Here is a 25,867-nt window from a genome sequence, read left to right on the forward strand (position 1 = left end):
CCGGTGCCGTTGTCGATCACACCGGAGGTCTGGGTCCAGGCGGTCGCACCGGACTCGAAGCCCGCGTTACCGAGCAGCTGCGCCGGGGTGCAGGTACCGCCGCCGCCGTTGACGGTCCAGCTGAAGGTGGCGCCGGCGGTCCGGTTGGCGGCGTCCCGGACGGTCACCGTGACGTTGTAGCTGCCGGTGGCCGTGGCGGTGCCGGTGATCAGGCCCGAGGAGCTGATCGAGAGGCCGGTCGGCAGGCCGGTGGCGGTGAAGGTCAGCGGGGCGGTGCCGCCGCTCGCGTTGATCTGGAGGCTGGCCGAGCCGTTCAGCGCGGTGGTCTGGCTGCCCGGGTTGGTCACCGAGACGCTGCTGCCGGCCGGCTTGGTGAGCAGGCAGCCGGCCACGTTGAGGTCGATGGCGCGGTTGGTGCCGAGGCAGGTGGTGAACCAGTAGGTCTCCTGGCCGTAGCTCTGGCCCTTGGTGACCGTGGTGGTGCCGTCGGCCGCGACCTCGCACGGGTTGTTGAGCGTGCACATCGCGCCGTCGTCGTTACCGGTGTTGTTGATCCCGACCACCCGCTTGCTGGTGGCGTCGACGATCGGCGAGCCGGAGGTGCCGTGGGTGGTGTTGCAGCCGGTGCTGTAGCGGATCGAGTCGCGCCAGGTCCACTGGTCCTCGCGCAGGGTGTCGACGAAGCCGTTGACCGAGCAGTTCCAGGTCTGCTTCCAGTAGCCCGAGGGTATGAACATCGAGGAGCCGTTGACCGGGTGGGTGTCGCTGATGGTCAGCGCGGTGGCGCCGAACTTGCTGGTGATCGACGCGAAGGTGTCGGTCAGCTGGTAGAGCGCGACGTCGGTGCCGGTCATCGTCGCGTACAGCACCTTGTCCGCGTTCACGGTGCCCAGCGAGGAGCCGGCGGCGTTCAGCAGGGTGCCGGAGCGGCTGGCGGTGGTGTTCTGGATGACCTGGCCGGCGCTCGGCATGGTCGGCAGACAGTGGCCGTTGGTCAGCATCATGGCCCGGTCCGCGTCGACCGAGGAGGGGTAACGCACCAGGGAGGCCGAGCAGTTGCTCAGCGCGATGGTGGACGTCAGATCGCCGGCCTGGACGGCCTGTGCGGGCGAGACGGCGGACGTCAGCAGACCCGCGACGACTGCGGCGGTGCCGAGTCCGGCGGTAAGTCCCTTGAGCATGGGTCTCCTTGTGGGGGATCGCCGGGCGCGCAACCGGTTGGGAACGCCCAGGCCGGAGAAAGCTGCCATGCCCGCATCAATGAGGTCAACTGTCTGGACCGAATTGGCTGTTGAACCGTGCCCGGCGGCGGGTGGGCCGCCGCACCAGCCGGACAGGTGGATCGTTGACGCACCGGAAGACCGTCCCGCCCAGGGGAGTTGACCGCTCGTCGGAGATCCGCTGCTCAGGTGCGCTGCCGGGGGCGGCGGTCGGCCGGGCGGCTCGGCGGTATCGGGGTGGCGGGGAAGTCGCGCGGCCCGGTCCAGAGCGCCGGCACGGCGTCGGTGCGGCGGGCGAGTTCGTGGGCCAGGGATTCGTAGTTGACCCGCCAGCCCCGGAAGTGCGGCCAGGCCTCGGTGACGGTCCGCTCGCCGCTGATGCCGCCGGCGGTGACCAGGGCGACGGCCGCGTCGAACTCCTCGAAGGTGAGCCGGATCGGGCCGTCCGGGTCCGGGTCGGGGTCGAAGGCGATCCGCTGGGTCCGGGCGATGTCGCGCAGCGCCGTGAACCCGGCCCGCAGCACCAGCCGGGCCTCGGGCGGGGCGGACTTCGGGCAGACCGCGAGCTGTAGGGCGGCCGCGTCCATCACCGCGATCAGGCCGACCACCCAGCTGCGGTGCGGCTGCGGGGAGCGGAAGGAGAGCAGCACCGGGTAGTTGGAGTGGCCCTCGCCGATGTCGGCGGCCAGCCGCTCCCAGTCGCGGTAGAGCTGGGGCAGTGCGGTCTCGGTGTCCACCAGCGACTGGCGGGCCAGCAGTTCGGGGCCCCAGGCGGGCTCGCCGGCCCGGGACTGCAGCAGGGTGACCTCCACCTCCCGGCGGTTGTACGCCCCGTACAGGGTGGGCAGGTAGCCGATCAGCAGGGCGATCACCAGCGGCCCGGTGGCGGCGGCCAGGAAGTCCAGCGCGGACAGGTGCAGGCGCTCGCCGCTGGCGAAGCCGAGGGTGAACAGGCTGGATCCGGCCTCCCGGAACGAGACCGCCCAGCCGAGCTCGGAGAAGCCGTGCAGCAGCAGGGTGTAGGCGACCAGCATCCCGAACAGCCAGGTGGTCAGCATGCCGAGCAGGATCAGCGGCGCCAGCCAGGTCTGCACCCGGTCCTGGACCTGGTGGCCGCCGAACGGGGTGATCGCCCGGAGGGTGGCCCGCAGGCCCGACCAGAGCCGGTGGACGAGTGCGGAGTACAGACCGCGCGGCACCACCAGGGTGCGCAGGATGCTGGCGACGGTGAACAGCAGGACCAGCACCCCGGTGAAGGCGTAGATCATTCTCATGGCGCTCATTGTGGTGGCGCCGGGTGGACGCTCCGACACGCGGTGTGGCGGAGGTCGTCCGCTGGCTGAAACGTTATCGACGACTTCCCCGCTCTGAGCTGCGGTTATCGTCGTCCGGCCGGTGTCCGGGGCGGTGTGGGCGGTGGGTGGGCGAAGCTGGATCAGCTCTGCCCGATCGCAGGCTTTGGCTGCTGTTCGCCATGGATTCATCGTCAGGACACGGCTACGGCACAGGAATGTCCGGCAGTCGGGATCACTGTTCGTGACCGTCCCGGGTAGATACCCGCCGGTAGGCAACGAATTCCGAAGGTCGACGGCCGTTGACGGCACGCGGACGGCCCGCTTCCATGGCGACCGGGAGCGACCACACCGAACACCGGCATCAGCCCTCTGGAGGAGATACCGCTCCCGGTCACACCGCCCTACCGCGCGCCGTCGCGCCGAGCCGATCGGAACCCCCTTTCATGACCGACACGCTTGACTCCTCTCCCCCGGTGTCGGCGGTGGCGTCGCAGGCGCCCGCAGATGTGCCGAAGAAGCTCGCCCGCTCGCTCGGTGTGGTGGGCGGCACGCTGCTCACGCTGTCCTGCGTGACGCCCGCGTCCTCGCTGTTCGTGATCGTGCCGGAGCTGTTCCAGTCGCTGGGCACCTACACCGCGCTGGCGATCGGGATCGGTTCGCTGATCTGCATCGCGGTGGCGTTCTGTTACTCCGAGCTCGGCACCCTGATACCCAGCGCCGGTGGCGAGTACGCCATGGTCGGCACGCTGGCGGGCCGGTTCGCCGGCTGGCTGGTGTTCATCCAGTCCCTGATCGTCGTGATGATCGTGCCCTCGCTGATCGCGATCGGGACCTCCGCGTACCTGGCGCCGATCGTCGACGTCGACCCCAAGATCGCCGGCGCGGCCGTGATGATCGCGGCCACCGTGGCGGGCCTGCTGGACCTGCGCGCCAACGCCTGGCTGACCGGCATCTTCCTGGTCCTGGAGGTGATCGCCTGCGCGGTGGTCTCCTTCCTCGGCTTCTCGCACAGCGAGCGGGGCGTGGGCAGCCTGCTGCACGGCTCGGTGATCGGCGAAGGCGGCGGCACCAGCGCGGTCGGTATGGGGGCGATCCTGGCCGCGATGGGCACCGCGCTCTTCGTCACCCAGGGCTTCTCGACCGCGATCTACCTCTCCGAGGAGCTGGAGAACCCCCGGCGCAACGTGGCCCGCACCGTGCTGTGGACGCTCGGCCTGTCCGTGGTGATCATCCTGGTCCCGGTGATCGCGATCACCGTCGGCGCGCCCGACCTGGAGGCGCTCTCCGCCGGGGACATCTCGGCGCTGGTGGCCGGCTGGTCGGGCTCGGCGGTCGGCACCTTCGTCAGCCTCTGCATCGCGCTGGCGATCATCAACGCCGGCATCGTGATGGTGATCCAGAACTCCCGCGTGCTGTTCGCCTCCGGGCGCGACCGGGCCTGGCCGGAGCCGGCGAACAAGGCGTTCGGCACCCTGAACCGCTTCAGCGCCCCGTGGATCTCCACCCTCGCGGTCGGCATCCCCGGCGCGGTGCTCTGCTTCGTGCCGCAGGACCTGCTGACCAACATCACCGGTGTCGCGGTCGCGGCGCTCTACCTGCTGGTCGCGGTGGCCTCGCTGTTCTCCCGCCGCAAGCACCACAGGAACGCGCCGGCCTGGCGCCAGCCGCTCTGGCCGGTGCTGCCGGTCCTGCTGATCGCGGCGCTCGGCTACGTGCTGACCCAGCTCGACCACACCGCGCTGGCCTGGACCGCCGGGATCACCGTCGCGGCCAGCCTGTACTGGGTGTGCTACCTGCGGCCGCGGCAAGACAGCCGCTGGATCATCACGGTGCCGGAGGACGGGCAGAGCTGACGCCCGCTCCGTCCGCACCGTACGAGGCCCGGTCCCGGGAAAGGGGCCGGGCCTCGCGCCGTCAGCCGTGGACCTGGTCCGCCTGGTCGCCGGGGCGGAAGCGCACCAGGCAGTGGTGGCAGTACAGCACCTGCGCCAGCTCGCCGGTCCGGACGGCGTTGACCGCCCGGGCGGCCAACGCCCCGGACGCCAGCGCGCAGCCGAGCAGGGTCGCCGCGAGGACGGGGTTCCCGGCCGCCAACTGGGCCACGCCGTACGACCCGAGGGCGGCCGCGGCCAGCAGCGGGAGGGTGCCGGTCGAGCGCGGCACCGGTCGGCGCAGCTCCTCGAAGACCGACAGCCGGGTGGACTCCTCGCAGCGCGGGCAGACCGGTCCTGGGGCCGGCTCCGCCTCCGCGGCGAACGGGTCCGTGTTCGTCATCCATCGCTCCATGGTCGGCGGGCCGGGGTCGGTCCGGTCGGTCGTGCGCCCGGCAGGGGCGCATCGAACGGGATCGAACCTAGTCGGTCCGCGCCCACCGGTCGACGGTGCACACGCGGTCCGGCCTCAGCCGAGGTAGGCGGGGGAGACCGCGGCGCCGAGGTGTTGACGCGGTGCGCCGGTGCCGTCGGCGGGGGTGGACCAGAGGTCGGCGCCGAAGTCGCCGGGCATCGAGTACTCCAGGGTCCGGTCGTCGGCCCACAGCACCTGGTCGTCGATGTTGCGCTGTTCGGCGGTGCGGGTCTCGGTCATGGTGCGCAGGTCGAGCACGTAGAGCCGCCACGGGGCGTCGGCGGCGGCCTCCGGGGCGCGCTTCTTGTACGCGATCCGGGTGCCGTCGGGGGAGAGCGAGGGGCACTCGACGTTCTGGTGCAGGGTGGTCAACGTCCGTGCGGCGACGTCGCCCTGGACCAGGTAGGTCTGGCCGCCGGTGGCCAGCGTGGCGTAGAACCGGTTGTCGTCGGCGAAGGTGACGCCCCAGATGTTGGTGTCGTGCGCCTGGTACGGGTGGCCGTCCTTGACGATCGCGTAGGTCTCCAGGTTGTCGTCCAGCGCCCAGCTGCCGGTGTCCACGATCGCGGTCCGGGTGGAGAAGTCGGTGCCCGCGTACGAGTCGCCGCTGACGAAGACCGTCCAGGCGGCCAGCCGGCCGGAGGGCGAGACCCGCGCCCGGGTGGGGATGCCGGCGGCGGGGAAGACGTGCCGCTCGTGCAGGTCGGCGTCCAGCAGCACGGTGCGGTAGGTGTCGTCCAGTGCGCCGTGGACCGCCTGCAGGCAGATGCCGGTGCCCGCGGCGGCGTGGAAGCGCAGGCACTTGAGGCCGGAGACGGTCCGCTCGCCGTCCGGCCGGTCGGCCGGGACGGTGGCGATCTCGTCCCGGTGCGGGCCCCAGGCCAGGTTGCGGAAGACCAGCTGCCGGCCGGGGGCCCGGAGCGACACCGGGCCGGTGCGGACGGCCGGTCCGCCGGCCTGTTCGTGGTCGCGCCGGTCGGCCCGGTCGGCGGCGTACAGCACCGCGCCGGTGCCGATGCCGCCGAGCAGGACGACGGCCAGCAGCAGGACCAGCAGGCGGGTGGAGTTCTTCATCGGGTGACCTCGTCGGCGGGGCTGCGGAGCAGGAAGTAGGTGGCAACCGCGGTGCAGGCCAAGCCGGTTGCCGTGACGGCGAGTGCGGTGGGGCCGCCCCAGACGCTCCAGGCCGCGCCGAAGCCGAGCGAGCAGAGGAACCGGGCCAGGGCCTGTCCGGTGCCGACCAGCGCGAGGGCGGAGCCCTGCCGGTCCTCCGGCGCGGCGTTGGCGGCGGCCGCGGCGAGCACGCCGTCGGTGGCGGCGTAGAAGCCGCCGTGCAGCACCAGCACCAGCAGCACGGCCGAGCTGTGGCCGAGCACCAACGCGTAGGCGAGCAGCAGCAGGAGGTGCCCGGCCAGGAAGAGCCGGCGGCGGCCGACCCGGTCGGCCAGGGCGCCGAACGGTATCGCGAGCAGCAGGAAGGCGGCGGCGGTGCCGAGCGGCAGCAGCGGGAACAGGTGGGCGGCGAGGCCGAGTTGACGCTGCAGCAGCAGGTAGAGGAAGGAGTCGCTGACGGTGGTGAGGCCGAGCAGTGCGGCGCACACCCCGAGCCGGCGCAGGCCGGGCAGCCGGAGCAGGTCGAGCGAGTCGCGCAGCGAAGGCCTGGGCTTGGGATCAACCGGCTTGCCGCGGGCGGACGGTACGAAGAGCAGCAGGACCAGGACGCCGAGCGCGGCGACGCAGCCGCTGACCGCGAAGACCGCGTCGTACCCGTCCACGGTGGCCCGCAGCACGGCGAACGCGACCAGCGGTCCGAGCAGCGCGCCGGTGGTGTCCATCGCCCGGTGCACGCCGAACGCCCGCCCCCGGTGTTCGGGTGCGGTGGCCAGCGAGATCATCGCGTCCCGGGGCGCGGTGCGCAGGCCCTTGCCGGTGCGGTCCACCGCCAGCACCGCGCCGATCAGCGGGACGGTGTGCACCAGCAGGAGCAGCGGCTTGCAGAGCGCGGAGAGCCCGTACCCCACCGCCGCCACCGACTTGGGCCCGCGCCCGCCCCGGTCGGCCAGGTGGCCGCCGAGCAGCCGGACCAGCGCGCCGACGCCGTTGTTGATCCCGTCCAGCAACCCGAAGCCGAGCGGCGAGAGCCCGAGCCCGGCCACCACGTACAGCGGCAGTACGGCACTGACCATCTCCGAGGACACGTCGGTGACCAGGCTGACCGCGCCGAGCGCGATCACGGTGCCGGGCACGGCGGCCACCCGCCGTCCCGGACGCTGGTCCGGGACGGCGGGGGCCTTGGTGCTGCGGGAGTCCGCGAGGTACACGGGCGTCAGTTCCAGATGCCGGTGATGTCGGCGGCGGAGGCCGCGTTGCCCGCGTGGGTGGAGAGACCGGCCAGGTCCTCCAGGGTGCGGAGCACGTTGTAGTGGTTGTACGTGGTGGACGAGGTGCTGCCCGGCGTGACGTGCTCGCCGTAGAGCACGGTCGGGATCTTGTTGCCGGAGAGGCGGTTGTCCTCGTCGAAGGTGACGACCAGGATGCTGTTGTGGGTCTTGGCCCAGGTGGCGTACGCGCCCAGCTTGTTCTTGATCCAGGTGTCGCCGGTGCCGACCGAGCAGTCGTGCATGTCGTTGCACAGGTCGGGCACCACGAAGGAGACCTTCGGCAGGGTGGTGTAGTCGGTCGGGAACTGCGTCATGGTGTACGCGGTGTTGGTCGGCACGTTCTTGAAGCCGAACCAGGGGTTGTGCTTCTGGGCGTACTTGCCGCTGCTGCAGGTGGTCGAACCCTGGCTCGGCAGGCCCTCGTTGTAGCTGCCCCAGGTCTTGCCGGCCGCGATCAGCTCGGAGGCCAGGTTGGCGGCGGACAGCGAGCCGACGCCGACACAGCTGTCGTCGGTGCGGCCCTGGGTGGCACCCGAGAAGAGCATGTAGTAGTTGGGCTCGCTCGGGTGGGTGAGGCCGTAGGAGGCGGTGAGGCTGGCGCCGCCCGCCTTCAGGGTGTTGTTCAGGTACGGCGCGCTGGAGCTGCCGATCACCTGCGAGTAGGCGTGGTTCTCCATCACCACGACCACCACGTGGTCCGGGGAGGGCAGGCCGACCACGGCCTGCGCACTGCCGGTGGCGGCCCACAGGCCGAGCGAGCCGGCCGCCAGGGCGGTGGCGGCGGCGACGGCGGTGAGCCGGCGGCGGGAGCGGGGGGACGGTGCGGACTGAGTGGGCGTCATGGTGGATGTCCTCCGGGCGAGTCGGCGAGGGCAGAGGGGGTGTCCGAGCGCCGCAACCCTAGGAGTGCGGTGGTGGACATGGCCGCGCTTCTCAGGTGAAGAACAGGCGAACGGCGCCTGCCGATTTGTCAGTGTCCTGGCAAGGGGAGCCGGGTGTCCAGAGGCGTGCCGGAGGTCCCCGGGGCGGGTCAGGTCGGCCGGGAGGAGGAGAGGTACGGGGGGTCAGGCGTCGAGGTGCAGCCAGGACGAGTGCCAGAGCAGCGCGCACTGCCGGTCGCAGCCGGTCAGCGGCAGCGGCTCGCCGCCGCAGCGCAGGCTGTCCAGCACGTACCAGTCGCCGCCGACCGGCCGCTGCCAGCGGGCCAGCGAGCGGTGCCGGACCGGCGTCGCCCCGTGGCTGGTGCCCGCGAAGCGGGCCATGCCCGGCTGGAACGGCACGCCGTGCAGCCGGCCGTCGGCGTCCAGGGTGGCCCGGATCTCGTCCAGGCTGCGGACGGTGGCGTACCGGGTGGGTGTCAGCGGCTCGGCGGCCGCCTCGGTGGAGGGCTCCAGCCACTCGTCGCGGAACAGCAGGGCGCAGGCCATACCGCAGCCCTCGGAGCCGTCCGCCCCGCGGCAGGTGGCGCCGCGGAGGCTGGTGGTGGCGGCGAGCCGGCGCATCCGGTAGTGGTCGTCGACCATCCGCCGCACCACGTGTTCGACCTGGTAGGTGCGGCCGCAGTAGGACCACTGACTACCCGTGAACCACAGGCCGCGGTGCCGGTCCCGGTCGTCCAGCGTGGCGCGGACCGCGTCGGCGTTCTTGACCCGGACCCAGTCCCCGGCGGAGAAGGCGGACGGCCGGCCGGGTGCCGGGACCCCGTTGCGCCGCTCACGGGAATCCTCCAGCGCCAGGCGGGCCTGGCGCACCAGGCCCAACGGGGGCAGGTCCCGCAGCGGCAGGCTCTTGTACTGACATCGGGTGGCCGGTCCGGTGAATACGGGGCCGCCGGAAAGGGTCGGCCGGGAATCCTTGACGGTCACGCGTGAATCCCATCCTCGCTGATCGGACGCTGCTCGCCAGCAGGCTACCGCCGAGCGCGCCGACAGGGGCGATCGCCGGGCGCGCGGGGGCGGGCGATTGGTACAAGGGGGGTCAGGTGGTCGATATCTCCGGATTGATTCGAAGAGGAGTTCGCCCAATTATCGGGTGGGCCCGGCGTGTTGCTGCGGTGAATTGTGCCGGGTCCGGTTTAGGTTTCAGGTGAGCACAGTCGCCCGGTGGAGTGGCCGAGGGGCGAGGCAACGGCTTGCAAAGCCGTGTACATGGGTTCGATTCCTATCTCCACCTCCAGGTCGTCGACCACGGCGGCGCAGCTGTTCCGGATTCCGACTCCGGTGCGGCCGCGCCGCCGTTCGGCATTTCGCCGCGTCCCCGCCGGAGCCCGGGCCACCGACCCCGGCCGCGCCCGCTGCGCCGGGCGTGAGAACGTAGGCCCGCCCCTGCGACGTACAGCCCCCAGGGCGGGAGGAGAGCCGATGACGGCCGGACGGGTCCTGGTGGTGGACGACGACGCGGCGATCCGGCGCTCGCTGGAGCGCGGGCTGCGGCTGAGCGGCTTCACCGTGCGGACCGCCGAGAGCGGTGCGGACGCGCTGCGCCTGCTGGCCGAGGCGGCGCCGGACGTGCTGGTGCTGGACGTCTCGATGCCGGGCCTGTCCGGCACCGAGGTGTGCCGCGGCCTGCGGGCGGGCGGTGACGAGACACCGGTGCTGATGCTGTCCGCGCTGGACGAACTCGCGGACCGGGTGGGCGGGCTGCAGGCCGGGGCGGACGACTACCTGGTGAAGCCGTTCGCGCTGGAGGAGCTGGTGCTGCGACTGCGGGCGCTGCTCCGGCGACGGCCCGCGCCGCCGTCCACGGCGCTCCGGGCCGGGCCGCTGGTGATCACCCCGGAGACCCGGCAGGTGCACCAGGACGGTGTCGAGATCGCGCTCACCCGGCGGGAGTTCGAGCTGCTGGCGGAGCTGGTCAGGAACGCCGGGATCGTGCTGAGCCGGGACACCCTGCTGGACCGGGTCTGGGGGTACGACTTCGAGGTGCGCACCGACGCGGTGGACACCTTCGTCAGCTACCTGCGGCGCAAGCTGGAGGAGGGCGGGCGGCCGCGCCTGATCCACACCGTGCGCGGGGTCGGCTTCGTGCTGCGGCTCCCGGCGGGCGGGGCGGACGGGGCAGACCGGTGAAGCTCTCCAGCCGGATCGCGCTGTCGGTCACCGTGGTGGTGCCGCTGCTGGTGCTGGGCGCCGGTGCCCTGCTGCTGGGCCTGGTCAACCGGGACCTGCGCGGCCAGCAGGACGCCCGGCTGCACGACCGGGCCGCCGCCGTGCTGCCCGCCGCCCGTGCGCTGCTGACCGCCGACCGGGGCGGCCGGCCCAAGGTCGAGCAGAACCAGAGCCGGCGCATCCTCGGCGACGCGCTGGACTCCGGGGTCCGGGTGGTGGCCGCGGACGGCTCCGTGGTGCTGGCGGGCGGCCCGGCCCCGGTCGACCCGGCCCGGCTGCCGGACGTACCGGGCGGGCCGGTCACCGTCCGCGAACACGGGGACGTCTGGCGGGTGTTGACCGTCCGGGTGGACGGGCCGGCGGCGGGCACGCTGTGGCTGATCGCACCCGCGGCCGCCGACGGGCCGCAGCTCGCCGCCGTCCGCCGCCGGGTGCTGCTGGTCTCGCTGCTGGCCGCACCGGTCTCCGGGCTGGTCGCCCTCGGACTGGCCCGGCGGGCCACCCTCTCGATCCGGCGGCTCAGCCGCCGGGCGGCCGAACTGGACCCGGCGGCCGGAGTCGCCGCCTTCGCCCCGGGCCGGAGCAGGATCACGGAGGTGGACGAACTCGCCACTGCCATCCGGGTGTTGCTCACCCGCTACGACGAACAGGCGGCTCGGACCGCTCAGGCGCTGGACACCGCCAGGTCGTTCTCCTCGGCCGCCTCGCACGAGCTGCGCACCCCGCTGACCAGCATGCGCACCGACCTCGACGTGCTGGCGGCGCACCCCGACCTGCCCGCCGGGGAACGCGCCGAGGTGGTCCGGGACCTGCGCGCGGACCACGCCCGGCTGGAGGAACTCCTCACCGCGCTGCGGACCCTGGCCCAGGGCGACCTGGTGGAGGTCTCGGCGTTCGCCCCGATCGACCTGGCCGACCTGGTGGCGGACGCCGCCGCCGAGACCCGGCGGCGGTACCCCGAGGTCCGGCTGTCCGTGCAGGGCCCGGCCGAGGTCCGGGTGTTCGGCTGGGAGGGCGGCCTGCGGATCCTGCTCGCCAACCTGCTCGGCAACGCGGTGGTGCACGGCCACCCACCGGACCGGCCGGCCGTCGTCTCGGTGCGGTTGGGCACCGAGGGCGAGTCCGTGCTGCTGACCGTGGCGGACCAGGGGCCCGGCATCGAACCGTCGGCGCGGCAGGCGGTCTTCACCCGGTTCCACCGCCGCCCGGACAGTCCCGGCTCCGGCCTCGGGCTGACCCTGGTGGCCCAGCAGGCCGCGCTGCACCGGGGCACCGTCTCGGTCCGCGCCGGAGCGGGCGGGACGGGCAGCCGGTTCGAGGTGCGGCTGCCGCTGCTGCGGGCCGACGCGCCGACGGTGGAGCTGCCGGTGCAGCTCGCGCTGCGCCGGGACTGGCTGGCGGGGGACCGCAGCTGACGGTTGGTCCGACGGGCCCGGCGGGCTCACAAGGAATCCACAAGAAACGGCGCTAGCCTCCGCACCGGTCGGCCCGGTCCCGGGCCCGACTTCCTGGCGTCGAAGGAGATCCCGCCATGCTCAGCAACCGCAAGGCCGTCCTCACCGGAGCTCTCGCGCTGGCCGGCACGCTGCTGGTGGCCGTGCCCGCGCAGGCCGAGACCAAGCCCGCGACCGCGCCGAAGGGCGACGGGGCCAAGGCCGTCTGCAAGCGCCTGCCCAAGACCGAGCAGCGGGTCGACGCCTCGGTGACCCGGCTGAAGGGCGACGCCACCGTGACCGGTTCGGTGGCCCGGATGGAGCAGCGGGTGGCCAACGCGAAGGCGGCCGGCCACACCGAGATCCAGACCCTGCTCAACGGCCGGCTGACCTTCCGGAAGAACCTGCTGCCCACCCTGGAGGCCCGGCAGAACGACCTGAAGGCCGTCGCCACCTGGTGCCAGGCCCAGGGCCACACCCAGGCCCCCGCCAAGTGACCCGCCGTCACCTCCGCCCCGGGGCGGCCGTCGCCGCCGCCCTCGCCGTCCTGATGCTCGCCGGTTGCGGTCCGACCGGTGGTGGCCAGGCCGGGACGCCCGACCGGGCAGGGCAGTCGGCGAGCGCCGAGGACGCCCGGGTCCAGGACATGCAGCAGAAGGTCGACGCCGCCGAGCGTGCGGCGGCGCAGGCCGAGTCGGACAGCACCGACGACGGCTGATCCCCCGCTGCCGCCGCGGCTGGCCTTGACGTCAGGGTCAAGGTCTACCGTCGTCCCAGGCGGTGCGGAGCGGCACCCCGGAAGGAGCGGGCGATGCGGATCGGCGAGCTGGCCGAACGGGCGGGTACGACCACCCGGACGCTGCGGTACTACGAGCAACTGGGCCTGCTGCCCGCCCGGCGGTCCGGCAACGGCTACCGGGCCTACAGCCAGGAGGACCTGCGCCTGCTCCGGCAGATCCGCACCCTCCAGGACTTCGGCTTCGGCCTGGAGGAGACCCGGCCGTTCGTCGAGTGCCTCCAGGCGGGCCACCCGGAGGGCGACTCCTGCCCGGCCTCGCTGGAGGTCTACGAGCGCAAGCTTGCCGAGCTCGACGCCTGCATCGCCCGCCTCCACGAGGTCCGCGAGCAGGTCGGGGCCCAGCTGCTCCGGGCCCGCGAGTCGCGGGACGCGCTGGCCGCCGCCGATGACCGAGCACCGCGCTGCGAACTGGCGGCCGAGCCGCCGGCCGCCGACTGAAGGGGACGACCATGCAGATCACCGGAGTGGCCGAGGTCACCGACGAGACTTTCGCCGAGCAGGTGCTGGCGGCCGAGGGCCCGGTCCTGGTCGAGTTCACCGCCGACTGGTGCCCGCCCTGCCGGATGATGGCGCCCGTCCTGGCCGACATCGCCCGCGAGCAGGCCCACCGCCTGACGGTGGTGCAGCTCGACGTGGACCGCAACCCGCAGACCCAGGCCGCCTACGCCGTCCTCTCGATGCCCACCATGGTCGTCTTCCGCTACGGCCAACCGGTCAAGTCGGTGGTCGGCGCCCGCGCCAAGGCCCGCCTCCTGCGCGAGTTCGACGACGTGCTCTGACGGCTCGGCAGGTCAGGCCGTCCGCAGGTCAGGCCATCCAGAAGAAGACGGCCGTCATGCGCTTCTCCGCCAAGGTGTCGCCCCAGTAGGCGGTGGCGGTGTGGATCATGTTGGCGGTGTAGAGCAGGAGGCGGTTGTAGCGGTGCGGGACGGCGACGTCCTCGGTGAAGGAGTCGGCGGGGACGAAGCGGGTGCCGAGGGCGTCGACCAGGTTGTTGTGCGGGGCGGTGACCAGGTTTCCGCCGAGGCGGCCGCCGGGGAAGCTCTGGCGGTAGAAGCTGGTGCCGCACTGCTTGGGCACGTCGGGGTTGAGGTAGAGCACGGCGGCGTAGCGGCAGAGGGCGCGGGAGTCGGTGTGCGGGCGGGGTTCGCACTCGCCGGCCCCGACCACCTGGACGCAGTTGTGGTTGAAGCTGCCGCCCTCGACCTCGGTGCGGGCCCAGACCCGGGGCGCGCCGGTGGCCTTGCGGACCTGCGCCTCCAACCGGGTGAGTTCGGCGGGCAGCAGGGCCGGCATGGTGCGCAGGCCCGGCCAGGACTCGGGCTGGTGCGGGTAGCCCTCGTCCCAGTCCTCGACCGCCAGGCAGCGGGCGCGGATCTCGTCGATGTTCGGCAGTACGTCGTCGAGCACCCAGTAGTCGCGGCCCTTGGTGGGCTTGCGATAGGGCAGGACGGGGAGCACGGCGGCAGGCCGGCGGAGCTGTGGGGGCATGCGGCCGACGATAGGAGCGGGACACCCCACGACTCGCCCGCGAAACGGTCAACATTCGGTCTGGATGACGGAACGCGGCCAACCGTCGAGGTGGGGCGGGTGACGACCCGTGAGCCGGGAGTGCCGGCGGTGCCGGTCCTCCCGGTGGGTGCGCTCGATTCGTACGCCTGTTTCCCCGTCCCTATGCTGGTGCGCGATGACTCCTGACCGTCGCTCCGTTCTGCGCACCGCCGCCCGGCTCGCCGCCGTGACCGCCGTAGGTGCCGTTTCGGCCTGCGCGGCGGGCCCCACCCGGGTCGCGGGTGACCAGGGGCCGGTGGACCCGCCGGAAGGCCTGTCCGGGTACTCGCCGCAGCCGTCCGCCACCCCCTCCGGGCCGGCGGCCACGCCCACGCCCGCGCCCTCGCCGCCCGCCGCGCCGGTCCCGGCGGTGGTGCCGCTCGCGCCGGGGACGCCGGCGGAGGTGGTGAACGGACCGCGCGGTCGGCCGGAGGTCGCGCTGACCTTCCACGGGGAGGGCGACCCGGCCCAGGCGACGGCGCTGCTGGAGCGGGCCGAGCAGCACGGCGTGAAGCTGACGGTGCTGGCGGTGGGCCGCTGGCTGGACCAGCAGCCCCAGATGGCGGAACGCATCCTGCGCGGTGGCCACGAGCTCGGCAACCACACCCAGAACCACCGCGACATCAACGCCATGACCCCCGATCAGGCGCACGCGGAGATAGCCGAGTGCGCCGAGCGGCTGCGGCGGCTCACCGGTTCGATCGGGCGCTGGTTCCGGCCGTCGGCGACCCAGTACGCCAACGCGATGGTCCGCGAGCAGGCCCGGCTGGTGGGGTACGAGCACTGCCTGTCCTTCGACGTGGACCCGCGCGACTACAGCGACCCGGGGGCGGACCTGCTCCAGCGGCGCCTGCTCCGCTCGGTCCAGGGCGGCTCGGTGGTGGCGCTGCACATGGGCCACCAGGGCACCGTCGACGCGCTCCCGGCCGTGCTGGACGGGCTGCAGCGGCTCGGGCTGCGGCCCGTGACGGCCAGTCAGCTCTGCACCTGACCGCCCGGCTCCGTACCCGCGCGGGAGGTCGCCGCGGAGCGGAGTGATCCATTGACACAATGTCAGCGACGCGGTTCCTCTACTGTGGTGAGCATGACCAGTGGGGGGCCGGACAGTCTGTCACCACGTTCCGAGGCGCGCCCCGAGGCCGCCCGGGCGGTGGAGCTGCCCGCCGCCGATCCACCGACGGTGGGTGCGGCGAACCGGTACGAGGTGGTGCGGCTGCCGCCCGACGGCCAGGGCCGGGAGGGCTGGGCCGTGGTGGACTGGCTGACCGGCCGATGGGTCCAGGCGGGCGGTGAAGTCGACGTGTACGCCGCCGAGTTCGGTGCCCGGGCGTGCATCCGGCGGCTGCGCTACCTGGACGAGCTCGGTGCCCGGCACGACTGACGGGGGAGCGTGGGCGGGCCGCCCCGGCCGTCGTCTGTTCGAGTGACCGGCGGGTTGGGAGCCGTCCGTCGGTGGGAGGGGCTGGGTGTGACTTCTTCCTCCCCCGCGCGCAGGCGCCGCCATCCGTCCCGGGCCGCCGCGCCCACCACTCCGAGCAGCGGTCAGACCGGAGCCGGTCCGACCCCGGTTCGCCCGGCTGCCCGGCGCGAGAGCATCCCCGTCCGAGCCAAGTGCTGCCGGACCTGGAGCAGTGAACACCGGCTGCTCGGCGGCGCGGTGGTGCGGACCAGGTGGCACCAGCCGGTCTGCCCGCACTGGGCGGAGCACTGACGGTTGCGCTGACGGAGCGCGCACGGAGTGCCGGCCGGCCGGGCCGGTGGAGCCCGGGCCGCCGGCTCCCGGGGCAACGCGTGCGCGATGATCGGTGGGTGACCGACGATCCGCAGCACACCGGTGCCCCGGGGGCGGAGCCCGGCCCCGGGTACGTCCTCCGGGCCGGCGTGCACACCCTGCGGGTCGCGACCCGGGCGATCGCCGACGAGATCACGGCGCTGTGGAACGCGCAGGTCGCCGAGGACGCCCCCGAGCAGGACTACGCCCGCCTGGTCGGGCCGGAGGACGCGTGGACCGGCGCCGGCCCGGTCTGGGACCGGGTGCCGGACTGCCGGACCGTGCACCGCCTGCTGGCGACCGTCGGGCCGGACGGTTCGCTCGGCGGGGAGCGGGCGGGGGAGCGGCTGCGCTGGGAGTTCGAGTCCGGCTCCTACACGGCGCTGCCGTGCCGGACCAGGATCGAGCAGCGGCCGGGCGGCCGCCTGGAGGTCGAGGCCCAGGGCACCGACCCGGTGGAGGTGGCGGCCGGGTTCGCCACGGCGCTCGACCAGGCGCGCGAGCGGCTGGGCTGACCCGGCCGGCGGCGGATCAGCCGAAGTCGGGAATCGGGTGGTCCGGGGCGAGCGCGGCGGCGATCCGCTGGGTGAGCACCTGGGCGGTGTGACCGTCCGGGGTGTGGCGGCCCTTGGTGGTGGAGACCGCGATGGCCAGGTGCTCGCACGGGAGGTAGGCCTGGGCGGCGGTGTAGCCGAAGAACAGCGGGTGCTGGGAGATCCAGTCACCCAGCACCAGCAGGCCCATGCCGTAGTGGGTGGCCTCGGTGTTCGGGAGGCAGACCGTCTCCGGGCAGGTCTTGGTCGGGTGGCCGAGGCCGACCGTCCCCGGGTCGAGCAACTCCCGGTAGGAGGACGGCGAGAGCAGCTCGCCCGAGCCGATCGCGGTGGCCGACCGGGCCAGGTCGCAGATGTCGGTGGTCTGCACCGCGCCGGGGGCGGTGGTCCAGGACGGGTTCCAGAAGCTGGACTCCTCGTACGTCCCGCGCTCGGCGGTGAAGGCGTGCAGGACCGGCGTCGGGATGTCGGGGGTGAAGCTGTTGCGGGTCTCGGTCAGGCCGAGCGGACCCATGACCTGCTGCTGGAGCAGGGCGTCCAGCGGCTTCCCGGTGATCTTCTCCAGGGCGGCGCCGAGCAGGACGAAGTTGGCGTGCGAGTAGCTCCAGTTGGTGCCCGGCTCGTACCACTGGTCCTGGCCGGTCGAGACGGCCACCAGCTCCTCCGCCGTCCAGTGCCGGAACGGGTCGGCGGAGACGGTGTCGCCGAAGCCGGGCGTGGTGACGTAGTCCACCAGTCCGGTGGTGGAGTCGGCGAGCATCCGCAGCGTGATCCGGTCGCCGTGCCGGAGGTCGGGCAGCCACTGGGCGACCGGGTCGTCGAGGCGGACCACGCCTTCGTCGACCAGCCGGAGCAGGGCGGTGCCCAGGTAGCTGATCGCCACGTTCCCGTTCCGGAAGTGCATCGCGGGTTCGGCCGGGACCCCGGTCATCGACTCGCCGAGCGCGGCGGTGAGGACCTCGTGGCCGTCGGCGGTGACCCGCAGGATCACCGACTTGAGGTCCATCTCGGTCCTGGCCTGTTCGGCCAGCCGCAGGATGTCGAGGGCCGGACCGCCCCCGGGGCGCGGGGAGCTGACGCAGGGTGGGCGGAGGCCGCCGTCCCCCGCCGCACCGGCGGTGCCGGCCGGGCCGCCGAGCGTGCTGACGGCGAGGAGCGCGGTGACCGCGGCGAGGTACGGCAGGGCGGAACGGGGGGATTTCATGCCCGCAGTATCGGCAGCGGGGGCCCGGCGGCCGCCGACGTCGCCGGACGACCCGCGCGAACATCACCCATCGGGACGGCACGGACCGTCAGGCGGAGGGCGGCGGGTAGAGGCTCGGGAGGTTCACCACGATGGCCTCCTGGGTGCTGCGGGCGATCACCACGACGGCCTCCTCGGTCAGGTCCGGGTTCTCCTCGCGGTGCGGCACGAAGGGCGGCACGAAGATGTAGTCGCCGGGGGAGGTGCGGAGGCGGATCTCCTCGGGGGTGCCGGAGGAGTCGTCGACGAAGACGAACTCCGGGTGGCCGCTGACCACGTGGATCGCGGTCTCGGACTCGCCGTGGTGGTGGTCGGAGGAGGCGGTGGCGGGGGCGACGTGGGTCTGGCCCATCCAGAGCTTCTCCGAGCCGACGGTGCCGCCGCTGATCGCGGCGAACCTGCGCATGCCGCTGCTCTGCGCGGTGTCGCCGTCCAGTTCGCCGGCCCGGACGTGGTGCAGACGGGCCCGCAATGGGGCGCCGTCGGCGGCCGGCCGGCCGTGGTCGGGCAGGTGCGGGTGGAAGCCGGTGCCGGCCTCGGTGCAGGAGGCGCCGGGCTCGCCGTCGGCCGTCGGGGCGTGGCGGTGGGCGGTGGGCATGGTGGCTCCAGGAAGGTACGGGAGGTGGGCGGGCGGCAGCGGCCGGGCCCCGCCGGATGGTCAGGACGCTAGGGTGCGGCCGGAAAGGATGTCAAGAGGTGTCCTTTCCTCCGGGCCTGCCGGGGAACGCACTTGAAGTGCGCGGCGGGCCGGGGATACTCATGCTCATGCATATTTCCGCGAAGGCGGACTACGCCGCGCGCGCCCTGGTCGAACTGGCCGGGGACGTGGCCCGTCCGCTCACCTGCGAGGCCATCGCCTCCTCGCAGGGAGTCCCGTTCCGATTCCTGAAGTCCGTGGTCGGCGACCTGCGGCGGGCCGGTCTGGTGCGCAGTCAGCGCGGCTGCGAGGGCGGGTACTGGCTGGGCCGGCCCGCCGAGGAGATCACCCTGCTGGACGTGGTGCGGGCGGTGGACGGCGAGGTGATCACGCTGCGCGGCAAGCCGCTGGCGGACCTGGCCTACCCCGGCCCAGCCGAGGCGCTGCCGGCGGTCTGGCGAGCGGTGGAGGAGCGCGCGGTGCGGATCCTGGCCACCACCACGGTGGCCGGTCTGGTGCGGGAGTCGACGCGTCCGGCGGAGGTGGTCCCGGCGTGACGGCGGTCCGGCTGGAGGTGGTCGAGTACACCGACCCGGCCTGTCCGTGGGCCTGGGGCTCGGAGCCCAAAGTGCGGGCGCTGCTGCGGGCGTTGGCGGGTGCGGCGGACCATCGCCGGGTGTTCGGCATCCTGTTCGACGAGGACGACGACCCGGCGCCCGATCCGGCCGCCGAGACGGCCTGGTACGCCCGGTACGTCGAGGGGATCACCGCGCACACGGGGGCGCCGCGCGCCGCCGGGCTGCGCTGGGTGGCCGCCAGCAGCTGGCCCGCCTCGCTCGCGGCGGCGGCCGCCGAGGCCCAGGGCCCGCTGGTCGCCGAGTGGGTGCTGCGGCGGCTGCGGGAGACCGCCTTCGTGCTCGGCGAGCCGGCCGACACCCCGGCCCGGGTGCGGGCCGCGCTGCACGGGGTGCCGGGCCTCTACCTCGACCGGCTGGCGGCGGACGCCGGTTCGGCGGCGGTGCTCGAACGGGTGCGCGCGGACCGGGCGGAGACCCGGCGGCCGATCCCCGAGGTGGTCGGCCTGCGCGGTCCGGGGCCGCACCCCGGGGCCGCCAAGGAGACCGAGGACGGCCACCGGTACGCGCTGCCGACGCTGCTGTTCGTCGGCCCGGCCGGGCGGCGGGCGGTGCCGGGCTGGCGCCCGCTCGTGGAGTACCTGGCGGCGGCCCGCGCGGTCTGTCCGGGACTGGTGCCGCGCCAGGACGCGCCGACCGCCGCGATGTTGATGGAGCGTTACCGCAGTGTGTCGGCGTCCGAGCTGGACTCGGCCGAGGGTGCGGTGCCGGTCGGCGCGGTCCGGGTGGAGACCGCCGGCGAGGCGCTGTTCCTGCACCCGACCGAGCGTTCGGGCTCGTTGCTGCTTACCGGCCCCGACGCCCCTGAGCTGCAAGGATCGTGCGTGGTCGGTGAATTGGGGCGGGCCGCCAGGGAATGAGACACCTTTTGGTGTCCATTGACAGCGGGCCGTTCCAGTCGCCAGGATGTGCGCATGTTCTCCACGCACCCCAACGTGGTGTGCCGTTACGTGGACCTTCGGCGCACCAGCAGCGACCTCTGTCGCTGAGCGCGCTCTCCCGGCGGCAGACCTGCCCGCCGTACCGGCCGGGCCCTGCCCGCCCGCACTCCGGTCCGGCCCGCGGTCGCTGACCGCCCCGCCGACCGGCCCCGGTCACCCGACACCGCGGTGACCGCCCGCCCGCCGTCCCCGACGGCGCGCACCCCTCTCCTCGCTGCCCGGCCGCCGTGCGCCCCTCCCGGGGCCGGAGCCGTCCGCGCCGATCCACGCCGCCCAGAACCGTCGGTGCACGCCGACGCCATGCCCCGCGCGCCGCCCCCGCCTCACCGGTCCGGGGCGGGCCGGGCGTGCACCCGAAAGGTGACCCACACTCATGAACGCACTGCCCGAAGGCCGTTCGACGCTGGCCAGACGCTCCTTCCTCGGGCTCGGTCTCGGTACCGGGGCCGCGCTGCTGCTGGCCGCCTGCGGCGACACCGGCGACGCGGTGGGCGGCAGCGGCAGCTCGGGCACCGTGCGCTGGGGCTGGGCCCTGCCGACCTCCTGGGACCCGGTCTTCTCCTCGGCGGGCTGGGACGTGCACGCGCTCTCGCTGGTCTACGCCGGCCTCACCAAGCTCGACGAACAGGGCGCTGCCGTACCGGCGCTGGCCACCGGTTGGAGCTACGCCCCCGACGGCACCTCGATCACCTTCAAGCTCCGGCCCGGGCTGACCTTCGACGACGGCACCCCGCTGGACGCCGCCGCGGTCAAGAAGAGCCTCGACCGGGGCCGGACCGACCCGAAGTCGCTGGTCGCCCCGCAGCTGGTGCACCTCAAGGAGGTCAGCGCCCCCGATCCGGGCACCGTGGTGCTCCGACTCACCCAGCCCGACTACCAGTTCCCCAACCTGCTGGCGGGCAAGACCGGCCTGATCGTCAACCCGAAGGCGTTCGAGGCGGACGCCGCCGGGATCGCCACCAAGCCGGCCGGCGCCGGACCGTTCTCGCTGGTCTCGTACACCCAGAACAGCAAGGCGGTGCTGCGCCGGAACACGGGCTACTGGGACGCGGCCTCGATCAAGCTGGAGAACTTCGAGCTGCACCCGCTCCCGGACGCCGCCACGGTGGTGGCCGGCCTGCAGTCCGGCCAGTACGACGTGGCCCAGATCCCCGGCAGCCAGGTCGCCGCCGCGAAGGCGGCCGGCCTGGAGGTCCAGGTGATCCCCTCGCTGGTGGTGGCGGTGCTGGACGTCAACCTCACCAAGGCGCCGTTCGACCAGCCCGAGGTGGTCGAGGCGCTGAAGTACGCGATCGACCGCGACGCGCTGGTGAAGACCCAGCAGTTCGGCTTCGGCGAGGTCAACTACCAGCCCTTCCCCAAGGGGTACGTCGGCCACGACCCGGGTTCGGAGGACCTGTACCGCTACGACCCGGCGAAGGCCCGCGAGCTGCTGGCGAAGGCCGGCCACCCGAACGGCGTCGACCTGACCATCACCACCTCGGCCGCGCAGGGCCTGCCCGAGCAGTTGCAGGCCCAGCTCAAGGAGGTCGGGATCAGGACCACCATCGAGGTGGTGCCGGCCGCGCAGGCCACCCAGATCGTCTACATCCAGCACTCCAAGGCGCTGTTCACCGACCAGTTCGCCGGGCGGGACTCCGCTCCGCAGGCGTTCCAGGTGCTGTTCGGCGAGCAGGGCCTGATGAACCCGGGCCGGACCACCCCGCCCGAGCTCAAGGAGGCCGTCGAGAAGGTCTCCCGGACCCCGCTCGACTCGCCCGACTACCCCAAGGTGCTCCAGGCGGCCACCGCGCTGGCCGTGCGCACCATGCCGAACGTCTTCCTGTACAGCGTGCCCCGGCTGCTGGCCCGCCGCCGGTCGGTCTCGCAGATCCCCGCCTTCACCGTGGTCCAGCGCTTCGAGGGCGTGACCGCCTCGTGAGCGCCGTACTCGCGCCCGGCCGGCCCCTGACGGCGGGTCCGCTCGCCCGACGGGCCGCCCGGGCGCCCCGCTCGGTGGCCCGGGTGCTGGCCGGGACGGTCACCGTCTTCCTGCTGTCCTCGCTGCTCACCTTCGGCCTCGGCGCTCTCTCCGACGCCAACCCGGCGGCCGCCGTGCTCGGCGAGACCGCCACCCCCGCCGACATCGCCCGGCTCGACCACGAGTTCGGCCTGGACCGCTCGCTGCCGGTGCAGTACGGGAGTTGGCTCACCGACGCGCTCGGCGGCGACCTCGGCCGGTCCTGGTTCACCACCGTGCCGGTGGCCGACTCGATCGCCACCGCGCTGCCGGTCGACCTCTCGATCGCGGGCCTGGCCCTGCTGTTCGCGGTGCTGCTCGGCGGCGCGGCCGGGATCGCCGCCGCCCTCGGCAACGGCGGCCGCACCGACCGGGTCGTCACCGCCGTCTGCACCCTGCTCGGCACCCTGCCCGCCTTCGTGATCGCGATCGGCCTGATCACCCTGCTGGCCGTCCAGCTGCGCCTGCTGCCCTCCGGCGGGTACGTGCCGTTCGGCCGGGACCCGGGCCAGTGGCTGCGGTTCGCGGTGCTGCCCGCACTGGCGCTGAGCCTGGACGCGGCCGCCGCGATCGCCCGGCAGCTGCGCACCTCGCTGGTCGGCGAGCTGCGGGAGAACTACGCCACCGGCGCGGTGATGCGCGGCCTGTCCCGGCGGCGGGTGCTGCTCGGCCACGTGCTGCGCAACGCGGCCGGGCCGGCCGTCACGGTGCTCGGGATGAGCGTGCCGATGCTGATCGGCGGGGCGGTGGTGACCGAACGGATCTTCAACCTGCCGGGGATCGCCCAACTCTCGCTGCGGGCCGCCGAGCAGCACGACGTCCCGGTGATCCAGGGCACCCTGCTGGTCACCGTGGTGGTGGTGCTGATCGCCAACCTGGCCGTGGACGCCGGGCTGTTCGCGCTCAACCCGGCCGCCCGGAGGGCCCGTTCGGCCCAGGCCAAGGAGGCCCGATGAGTATCTTGCGCTCCACCGGCCGGGTGCCGGTGGCCCGGGCCGCCCTCGGGGTGCTCGCCGCGGTCGCCCTGCTGGCGCTGTTCGGCGACGCTCTCGCTCCGCTCGACCCGCTCGCCCAGGACACCGCCCGGACGCTCCAAGGCCCTAGCGGAGCCCATCTGTTGGGCACCGACTACCTGGGCCGGGACGTGCTGAGCCGGCTGCTGGCGGGCACCGGGAGCTCGGTGCTCAGCGCGGTCGAGGCGGTCGGCGCGGCGATGCTGCTCGGCGTGCTGCCCGGCCTGGCCTCGGTCCGCTTCGGCGCCGCCTTCACCTGGGTCTCGCTGCGCGCGGTGGCCGCCCTGATGACGCTGCCGTTCACGCTGTTCGCGATCGCCGCCGTCGGGGTGCTCGGCAACGGGCTGCACCAGGCGATGCTGGCCCTGGGCGTGCTGCTCGCCCCGCTGTTCTTCCGGGTCACCCGGGCCGCCGCGCTCGGCCTGGACCGGGCGCAGTACGTCGAGGCGGCCGAGCTGATGGGCGCCTCCCGGTGGTGGATCCTGCGCACCCACATCTGGCGCAAGGTGCTGCCGACCGTGGCGGTCACCACCGCGCACGCGCTGGCCACCAGCCTGCTGGCGGTCTCCTCGCTGACCTTCCTCGGCATCGGCGTCCAGCCGCCCGCGCCGACCTGGGGCGGCATGCTGGCCGGCGACCTGGGCTTCCTGGCCCAGCAGCCCTGGGCGCCCGCGCTGCCCGCCGCGCTGATCATGCTCACCGTCGGCGCGCTCAACCTGCTCGCGGACGCCGTCCGGGACGCGGAGCCGAGCGCGGCGGAGCCCGGCGCGGCCGGGAGGACCGAGAAGCCCGGGACGTCCGGGAAGACCACCGTTCGAGGGAAGGAGCGCCGCGATGACCTCGCCGCCGTCTGAACCGCCCGCCCTCACCGTCGAGGCCCTGCACCTCACCGTCGGCCACGGCCGCACCGAGGCCGTCCGGGACGTCTCGTTCACCGTCCGCCGGGGCGAGGCCCTGGGCCTGGTCGGCGAGTCCGGCAGCGGCAAGACGCTGACCTGCCGCTCGGTGCTCGGCCTGCTCGCCCCCGGCGTCGAGGTCGCGGAGGGCAGGATCGCCCTGGGCGACACCGAGCTCACCGGCCTGACCGGGCGTCAGTGGCAGCAGCTGCGCGGCACCCGGCTGGGCGCCGTCTTCCAGGACCCCAGCTCCTACCTCAACCCCGCGCTCACCGTGGGCCGCCAGCTCGCCGAACCGCTCCGGGTCCGGCACGGCCTGCCCCGGGCCGAGGCACGCGCCCGGGCGGCCGGACTGCTCGACTCGGTCGGCCTCGACTCCGGCCGGGTGTACGACAGTTACCCGCACGAGCTGTCCGGTGGCATGCTGCAGCGGGTGCTGATCGCGATCGCGGTCTGCGGCGACCCGGAGCTGCTGGTCGCCGACGAGGCCACCACCGCACTGGACACCGTGGTGCAGGCCGAGATCCTGGACCTGCTGGACCGGCTGCGGGCCGAACGCGGCCTGGCACTGCTGCTGGTCACCCACGACCTCGCCGTGGTCGCCGAGGTCTGCGACCGGATCCTGGTGTTCTACGCGGGCGAGATCGTCGAACAGGGCCCGACCGCCGAGGTGATCGCGGCCCCCGCGCACCCCTACACCGAGGCGCTGCTGCGGGTCGCCTCGATCGGCGACCGCACCCGCCGCGAGCTGGCCGTCATCCCCGGCCGTCCGCCGGAGCCCGGTACGGCAGGCCCCGGCTGCCGGTTCGCCGACCGCTGCGACTACGCGACCGACGCCTGCGCCGGCGACACCGTCCCGCTGACCGGCACCGCGCCCGGCCGCCAGGTGCGCTGCCTGCGGGTCGGCGAACTCGCCCTGGCAGGCACCGCCCACCGCACGGAGGTGTTCCGATGACCGTCACCACCGACCTGCCCGCCCGCACCGAGGCGCCGGCGACCGAGCCGCCGGGCGAGCCGCTGCTGCGGCTGCGCGGCCTGAGCGTCGCGTACGGCCCCGGACCCCGGGTGCTGGACGGCGTCGACCTGGACGCCCGGGCGGGTGAACTGCTCGGCGTGATCGGGGAGACCGGCTCCGGCAAGACCACGCTGGCCCGCGCCGTGGTCGGCCTGGCCCCCGTGGTCGCGGGCACCGTCACCGTCGACGGGCAGGACCGCACCGGTCTGCGTGGCCGGGCGCTGCGGGCGGTCCGCCGGGACGGCGCGGTCCAGTACATGTTCCAGGACCCGCTGCGCTCGCTCGACCCCGATCTGACGGTCCGCCGGCTGATCGGCGAGCCGCTCGTGGTGGCGGGCACCGAGCGGGACGAGCGCGAGGAGCGGGTGCTCACCGCGCTCGACCAGGTCGGTCTGGACCGGGCGCTGGCCGACCGCACCCCGGCCCGGCTCTCCGGCGGTCAGCGCCAACGCGTCGCGCTGGCCCGGGCTGTGGTCACCCGCCCCCGGCTGCTGCTGGCGGACGAGCCGGTCAGCGCGCTGGACGCGTCCAACCGCAACCACGTGCTGCGGCTGCTCGACGAGCTGCGCCGGGAGCTCGGCCTGGCCGTGGTGGTGATCTCGCACGACCTCGACTCGCTGGCCGGGGTGGCCGACCGGATCGCCGTGCTCTACCGGGGCCGGCTGGTCGAACAGGGCCCGGCCGAAGCCGTGCTGGAGCAGCCGCTGCACCCGTACAGCGCCCTGCTGGCCGCCTCGGCGCCCAGCCTGCTGCGCGCTCACCGGACCGACCTGGCCCTGCTGCGGACCCCCGCGCAGGCCGCCCCGGCCGACGCGGCCTGCGTCTTCGCGCACCGCTGCCCGTTCGCCGACGCGGCCTGCCGCGAGCTGCCCGAACCGCGGCCGCACGGCCCCGAGCGGGCCGCCGCCTGCCACCACGCGCCCGACTGGCGCGCCCACCTCACCCGCTGACCCCTCGTCAGGAGCACTGCCATGTCGGCCATCCAGCTCATCGGCACCGTCGCCACCCGGCCCGGCTGCCGCACGGAGTCG

General features: G+C 73.8%; 28 protein-coding genes and 1 tRNA gene. 19 read left to right on the forward strand and 10 right to left on the reverse strand.

The annotated features are described in order from the left end of the window. A partial coding sequence (locus ACIRPK_RS16265; protein WP_403038709.1) for a trypsin-like peptidase domain-containing protein occupies window positions 1-1,181 on the reverse strand: 1,181 nt, incomplete at its 3' end. Window positions 1,182-1,405: 224 nt separating this feature from the next. Then, window positions 1,406-2,494, reverse strand: a complete 1,089-nt coding sequence (locus ACIRPK_RS16270) for a hypothetical protein (RefSeq protein ID WP_403038712.1) — start codon at window positions 2,492-2,494, stop codon at window positions 1,406-1,408. Between the two features lie 464 nt (window positions 2,495-2,958). On the opposite strand from ACIRPK_RS16270, the gene ACIRPK_RS16275 reads away from it, so the two are divergent. Continuing rightward, window positions 2,959-4,368 (forward strand): APC family permease, encoded by a 1,410-nt coding sequence (locus ACIRPK_RS16275; RefSeq protein ID WP_403038715.1) that lies wholly within the window; start codon window positions 2,959-2,961, stop codon window positions 4,366-4,368. Window positions 4,369-4,429: 61 nt separating this feature from the next. Here ACIRPK_RS16275 and ACIRPK_RS16280 read toward each other — a convergent pair whose 3' ends face one another. The 5 genes from ACIRPK_RS16280 to ACIRPK_RS16300 all read right to left on the reverse strand — a co-directional run bounded on the left by ACIRPK_RS16280 (window position 4,430) and on the right by ACIRPK_RS16300 (window position 9,107). After that, entirely contained in the window at window positions 4,430-4,789 is a 360-nt protein-coding gene (locus ACIRPK_RS16280) for a hypothetical protein (protein ID WP_403038718.1), read from the reverse strand. 126 nt (window positions 4,790-4,915) lie between these two features. Further along, window positions 4,916-5,935 carry a TolB-like translocation protein gene (locus ACIRPK_RS16285; protein WP_403038720.1) on the reverse strand — a complete coding sequence of 340 codons (1,020 nt, stop codon included), beginning with the start codon at window positions 5,933-5,935 and terminating at the stop codon, window positions 4,916-4,918. Then, window positions 5,932-7,182, reverse strand: a complete 1,251-nt coding sequence (locus tag ACIRPK_RS16290) for an MFS transporter (RefSeq protein ID WP_403038723.1) — start codon at window positions 7,180-7,182, stop codon at window positions 5,932-5,934. Before ACIRPK_RS16290 ends, ACIRPK_RS16285 begins: the two co-directional genes overlap by 4 nt. A 5-nt stretch (window positions 7,183-7,187) precedes the next feature. Continuing rightward, on the reverse strand, window positions 7,188-8,084 hold the full coding sequence (locus ACIRPK_RS16295) for an alkaline phosphatase family protein (protein WP_403038726.1): 897 nt from the start codon (window positions 8,082-8,084) through the stop codon (window positions 7,188-7,190). 222 nt (window positions 8,085-8,306) lie between these two features. Next, on the reverse strand, window positions 8,307-9,107 hold the full coding sequence (locus ACIRPK_RS16300) for a hypothetical protein (RefSeq protein WP_403038729.1): 801 nt from the start codon (window positions 9,105-9,107) through the stop codon (window positions 8,307-8,309). A 236-nt stretch (window positions 9,108-9,343) separates the two neighbouring features. Between ACIRPK_RS16300 and ACIRPK_RS16305 the strand changes: the two genes are divergently transcribed. From ACIRPK_RS16305 to trxA, 7 genes are all read left to right on the forward strand, one after another. Next, window positions 9,344-9,417 (forward strand) — tRNA-Cys (locus tag ACIRPK_RS16305). Between the two features lie 185 nt (window positions 9,418-9,602). Continuing rightward, on the forward strand, window positions 9,603-10,310 hold the full coding sequence (locus ACIRPK_RS16310) for a response regulator transcription factor (RefSeq protein WP_403038732.1): 708 nt from the start codon (window positions 9,603-9,605) through the stop codon (window positions 10,308-10,310). Next, window positions 10,307-11,764, forward strand: a complete 1,458-nt coding sequence (locus ACIRPK_RS16315; RefSeq protein WP_403038735.1) for an ATP-binding protein — start codon at window positions 10,307-10,309, stop codon at window positions 11,762-11,764. The genes ACIRPK_RS16310 and ACIRPK_RS16315 overlap by 4 nt, the downstream gene beginning before the upstream one ends. Before the next feature lie 116 nt (window positions 11,765-11,880). Continuing rightward, window positions 11,881-12,279, forward strand: coding sequence for a hypothetical protein (locus ACIRPK_RS16320; RefSeq protein WP_403038738.1), 399 nt, complete (start codon window positions 11,881-11,883; stop codon window positions 12,277-12,279). Beyond that, the gene (locus tag ACIRPK_RS16325; RefSeq protein WP_403038741.1) at window positions 12,276-12,500 is read left to right on the forward strand and encodes a hypothetical protein; all 225 of its coding nucleotides are present in this window, start codon (window positions 12,276-12,278) and stop codon (window positions 12,498-12,500) included. The genes ACIRPK_RS16320 and ACIRPK_RS16325 overlap by 4 nt, the downstream gene beginning before the upstream one ends. Before the next feature lie 93 nt (window positions 12,501-12,593). Continuing rightward, window positions 12,594-13,019: a MerR family transcriptional regulator gene (locus tag ACIRPK_RS16330; RefSeq protein ID WP_403038744.1), complete on the forward strand. Its 426-nt coding sequence runs from the start codon at window positions 12,594-12,596 to the stop codon at window positions 13,017-13,019. Between the two features lie 11 nt (window positions 13,020-13,030). Further along, window positions 13,031-13,360 carry a thioredoxin gene (gene trxA / locus ACIRPK_RS16335; protein WP_403038747.1) on the forward strand — a complete coding sequence of 110 codons (330 nt, stop codon included), beginning with the start codon at window positions 13,031-13,033 and terminating at the stop codon, window positions 13,358-13,360. Between the two features lie 28 nt (window positions 13,361-13,388). Here the strand turns inward: trxA and ACIRPK_RS16340 are convergent, their stop codons facing one another. Next, window positions 13,389-14,072, reverse strand: a complete 684-nt coding sequence (locus tag ACIRPK_RS16340; protein WP_403038749.1) for a DUF6445 family protein — start codon at window positions 14,070-14,072, stop codon at window positions 13,389-13,391. A gap of 196 nt (window positions 14,073-14,268) precedes the next feature. On the opposite strand from ACIRPK_RS16340, the gene ACIRPK_RS16345 reads away from it, so the two are divergent. The 4 genes from ACIRPK_RS16345 (at window position 14,269) to ACIRPK_RS16360 (ending at window position 16,418) form a co-directional block, all read left to right on the forward strand. Continuing rightward, the gene (locus ACIRPK_RS16345; RefSeq protein WP_403038752.1) at window positions 14,269-15,123 is read left to right on the forward strand and encodes a polysaccharide deacetylase family protein; all 855 of its coding nucleotides are present in this window, start codon (window positions 14,269-14,271) and stop codon (window positions 15,121-15,123) included. Window positions 15,124-15,216: 93 nt separating this feature from the next. Continuing rightward, window positions 15,217-15,513 (forward strand): hypothetical protein, encoded by a 297-nt coding sequence (locus ACIRPK_RS16350; RefSeq protein ID WP_403038755.1) that lies wholly within the window; start codon window positions 15,217-15,219, stop codon window positions 15,511-15,513. 87 nt (window positions 15,514-15,600) lie between these two features. After that, window positions 15,601-15,843, forward strand: a complete 243-nt coding sequence (locus ACIRPK_RS16355) for a hypothetical protein (RefSeq protein WP_403038758.1) — start codon at window positions 15,601-15,603, stop codon at window positions 15,841-15,843. A gap of 98 nt (window positions 15,844-15,941) precedes the next feature. Next, window positions 15,942-16,418, forward strand: a complete 477-nt coding sequence (locus ACIRPK_RS16360) for a hypothetical protein (RefSeq protein ID WP_403038761.1) — start codon at window positions 15,942-15,944, stop codon at window positions 16,416-16,418. Between the two features lie 16 nt (window positions 16,419-16,434). On the opposite strand, the gene ACIRPK_RS16365 is transcribed toward ACIRPK_RS16360, so the two are convergent. Both ACIRPK_RS16365 and ACIRPK_RS16370 read right to left on the reverse strand, forming a co-directional pair. After that, window positions 16,435-17,661 (reverse strand): serine hydrolase domain-containing protein, encoded by a 1,227-nt coding sequence (locus ACIRPK_RS16365; RefSeq protein ID WP_403038764.1) that lies wholly within the window; start codon window positions 17,659-17,661, stop codon window positions 16,435-16,437. A gap of 88 nt (window positions 17,662-17,749) precedes the next feature. After that, window positions 17,750-18,298, reverse strand: a complete 549-nt coding sequence (locus ACIRPK_RS16370; RefSeq protein ID WP_403038767.1) for a cupin domain-containing protein — start codon at window positions 18,296-18,298, stop codon at window positions 17,750-17,752. A gap of 167 nt (window positions 18,299-18,465) precedes the next feature. Here ACIRPK_RS16370 and ACIRPK_RS16375 point away from each other — a divergent pair, with 167 nt between their 5' ends. From ACIRPK_RS16375 to ACIRPK_RS16405, 7 genes are all read left to right on the forward strand, one after another. Then, complete coding sequence (locus ACIRPK_RS16375) at window positions 18,466-18,894, forward strand: RrF2 family transcriptional regulator (protein WP_403038770.1); 429 nt, start codon at window positions 18,466-18,468, stop codon at window positions 18,892-18,894. After that, window positions 18,891-19,832, forward strand: a complete 942-nt coding sequence (locus ACIRPK_RS16380) for a hypothetical protein (protein WP_403038773.1) — start codon at window positions 18,891-18,893, stop codon at window positions 19,830-19,832. The genes ACIRPK_RS16375 and ACIRPK_RS16380 overlap by 4 nt, the downstream gene beginning before the upstream one ends. A 454-nt stretch (window positions 19,833-20,286) precedes the next feature. Continuing rightward, on the forward strand, window positions 20,287-21,834 hold the full coding sequence (locus tag ACIRPK_RS16385) for an ABC transporter substrate-binding protein (RefSeq protein WP_403038776.1): 1,548 nt from the start codon (window positions 20,287-20,289) through the stop codon (window positions 21,832-21,834). Further along, on the forward strand, window positions 21,831-22,868 hold the full coding sequence (locus ACIRPK_RS16390; protein WP_403038778.1) for an ABC transporter permease: 1,038 nt from the start codon (window positions 21,831-21,833) through the stop codon (window positions 22,866-22,868). Before ACIRPK_RS16385 ends, ACIRPK_RS16390 begins: the two co-directional genes overlap by 4 nt. Then, window positions 22,865-23,779, forward strand: coding sequence for an ABC transporter permease (locus tag ACIRPK_RS16395; protein ID WP_403038780.1), 915 nt, complete (start codon window positions 22,865-22,867; stop codon window positions 23,777-23,779). The genes ACIRPK_RS16390 and ACIRPK_RS16395 overlap by 4 nt, the downstream gene beginning before the upstream one ends. Next, the gene (locus ACIRPK_RS16400; RefSeq protein WP_403038783.1) at window positions 23,760-24,776 is read left to right on the forward strand and encodes an ABC transporter ATP-binding protein; all 1,017 of its coding nucleotides are present in this window, start codon (window positions 23,760-23,762) and stop codon (window positions 24,774-24,776) included. The genes ACIRPK_RS16395 and ACIRPK_RS16400 overlap by 20 nt, the downstream gene beginning before the upstream one ends. Next, window positions 24,773-25,786: an ABC transporter ATP-binding protein gene (locus ACIRPK_RS16405; protein ID WP_403038786.1), complete on the forward strand. Its 1,014-nt coding sequence runs from the start codon at window positions 24,773-24,775 to the stop codon at window positions 25,784-25,786. Before ACIRPK_RS16400 ends, ACIRPK_RS16405 begins: the two co-directional genes overlap by 4 nt. Window positions 25,787-25,867: the final 81 nt, after the last annotated feature.

The sequence above is a fragment of the Kitasatospora sp. NPDC101801 genome (assembly GCF_044766665.1).
In the GTDB taxonomy this organism is placed as follows: domain Bacteria; phylum Actinomycetota; class Actinomycetes; order Streptomycetales; family Streptomycetaceae; genus Kitasatospora.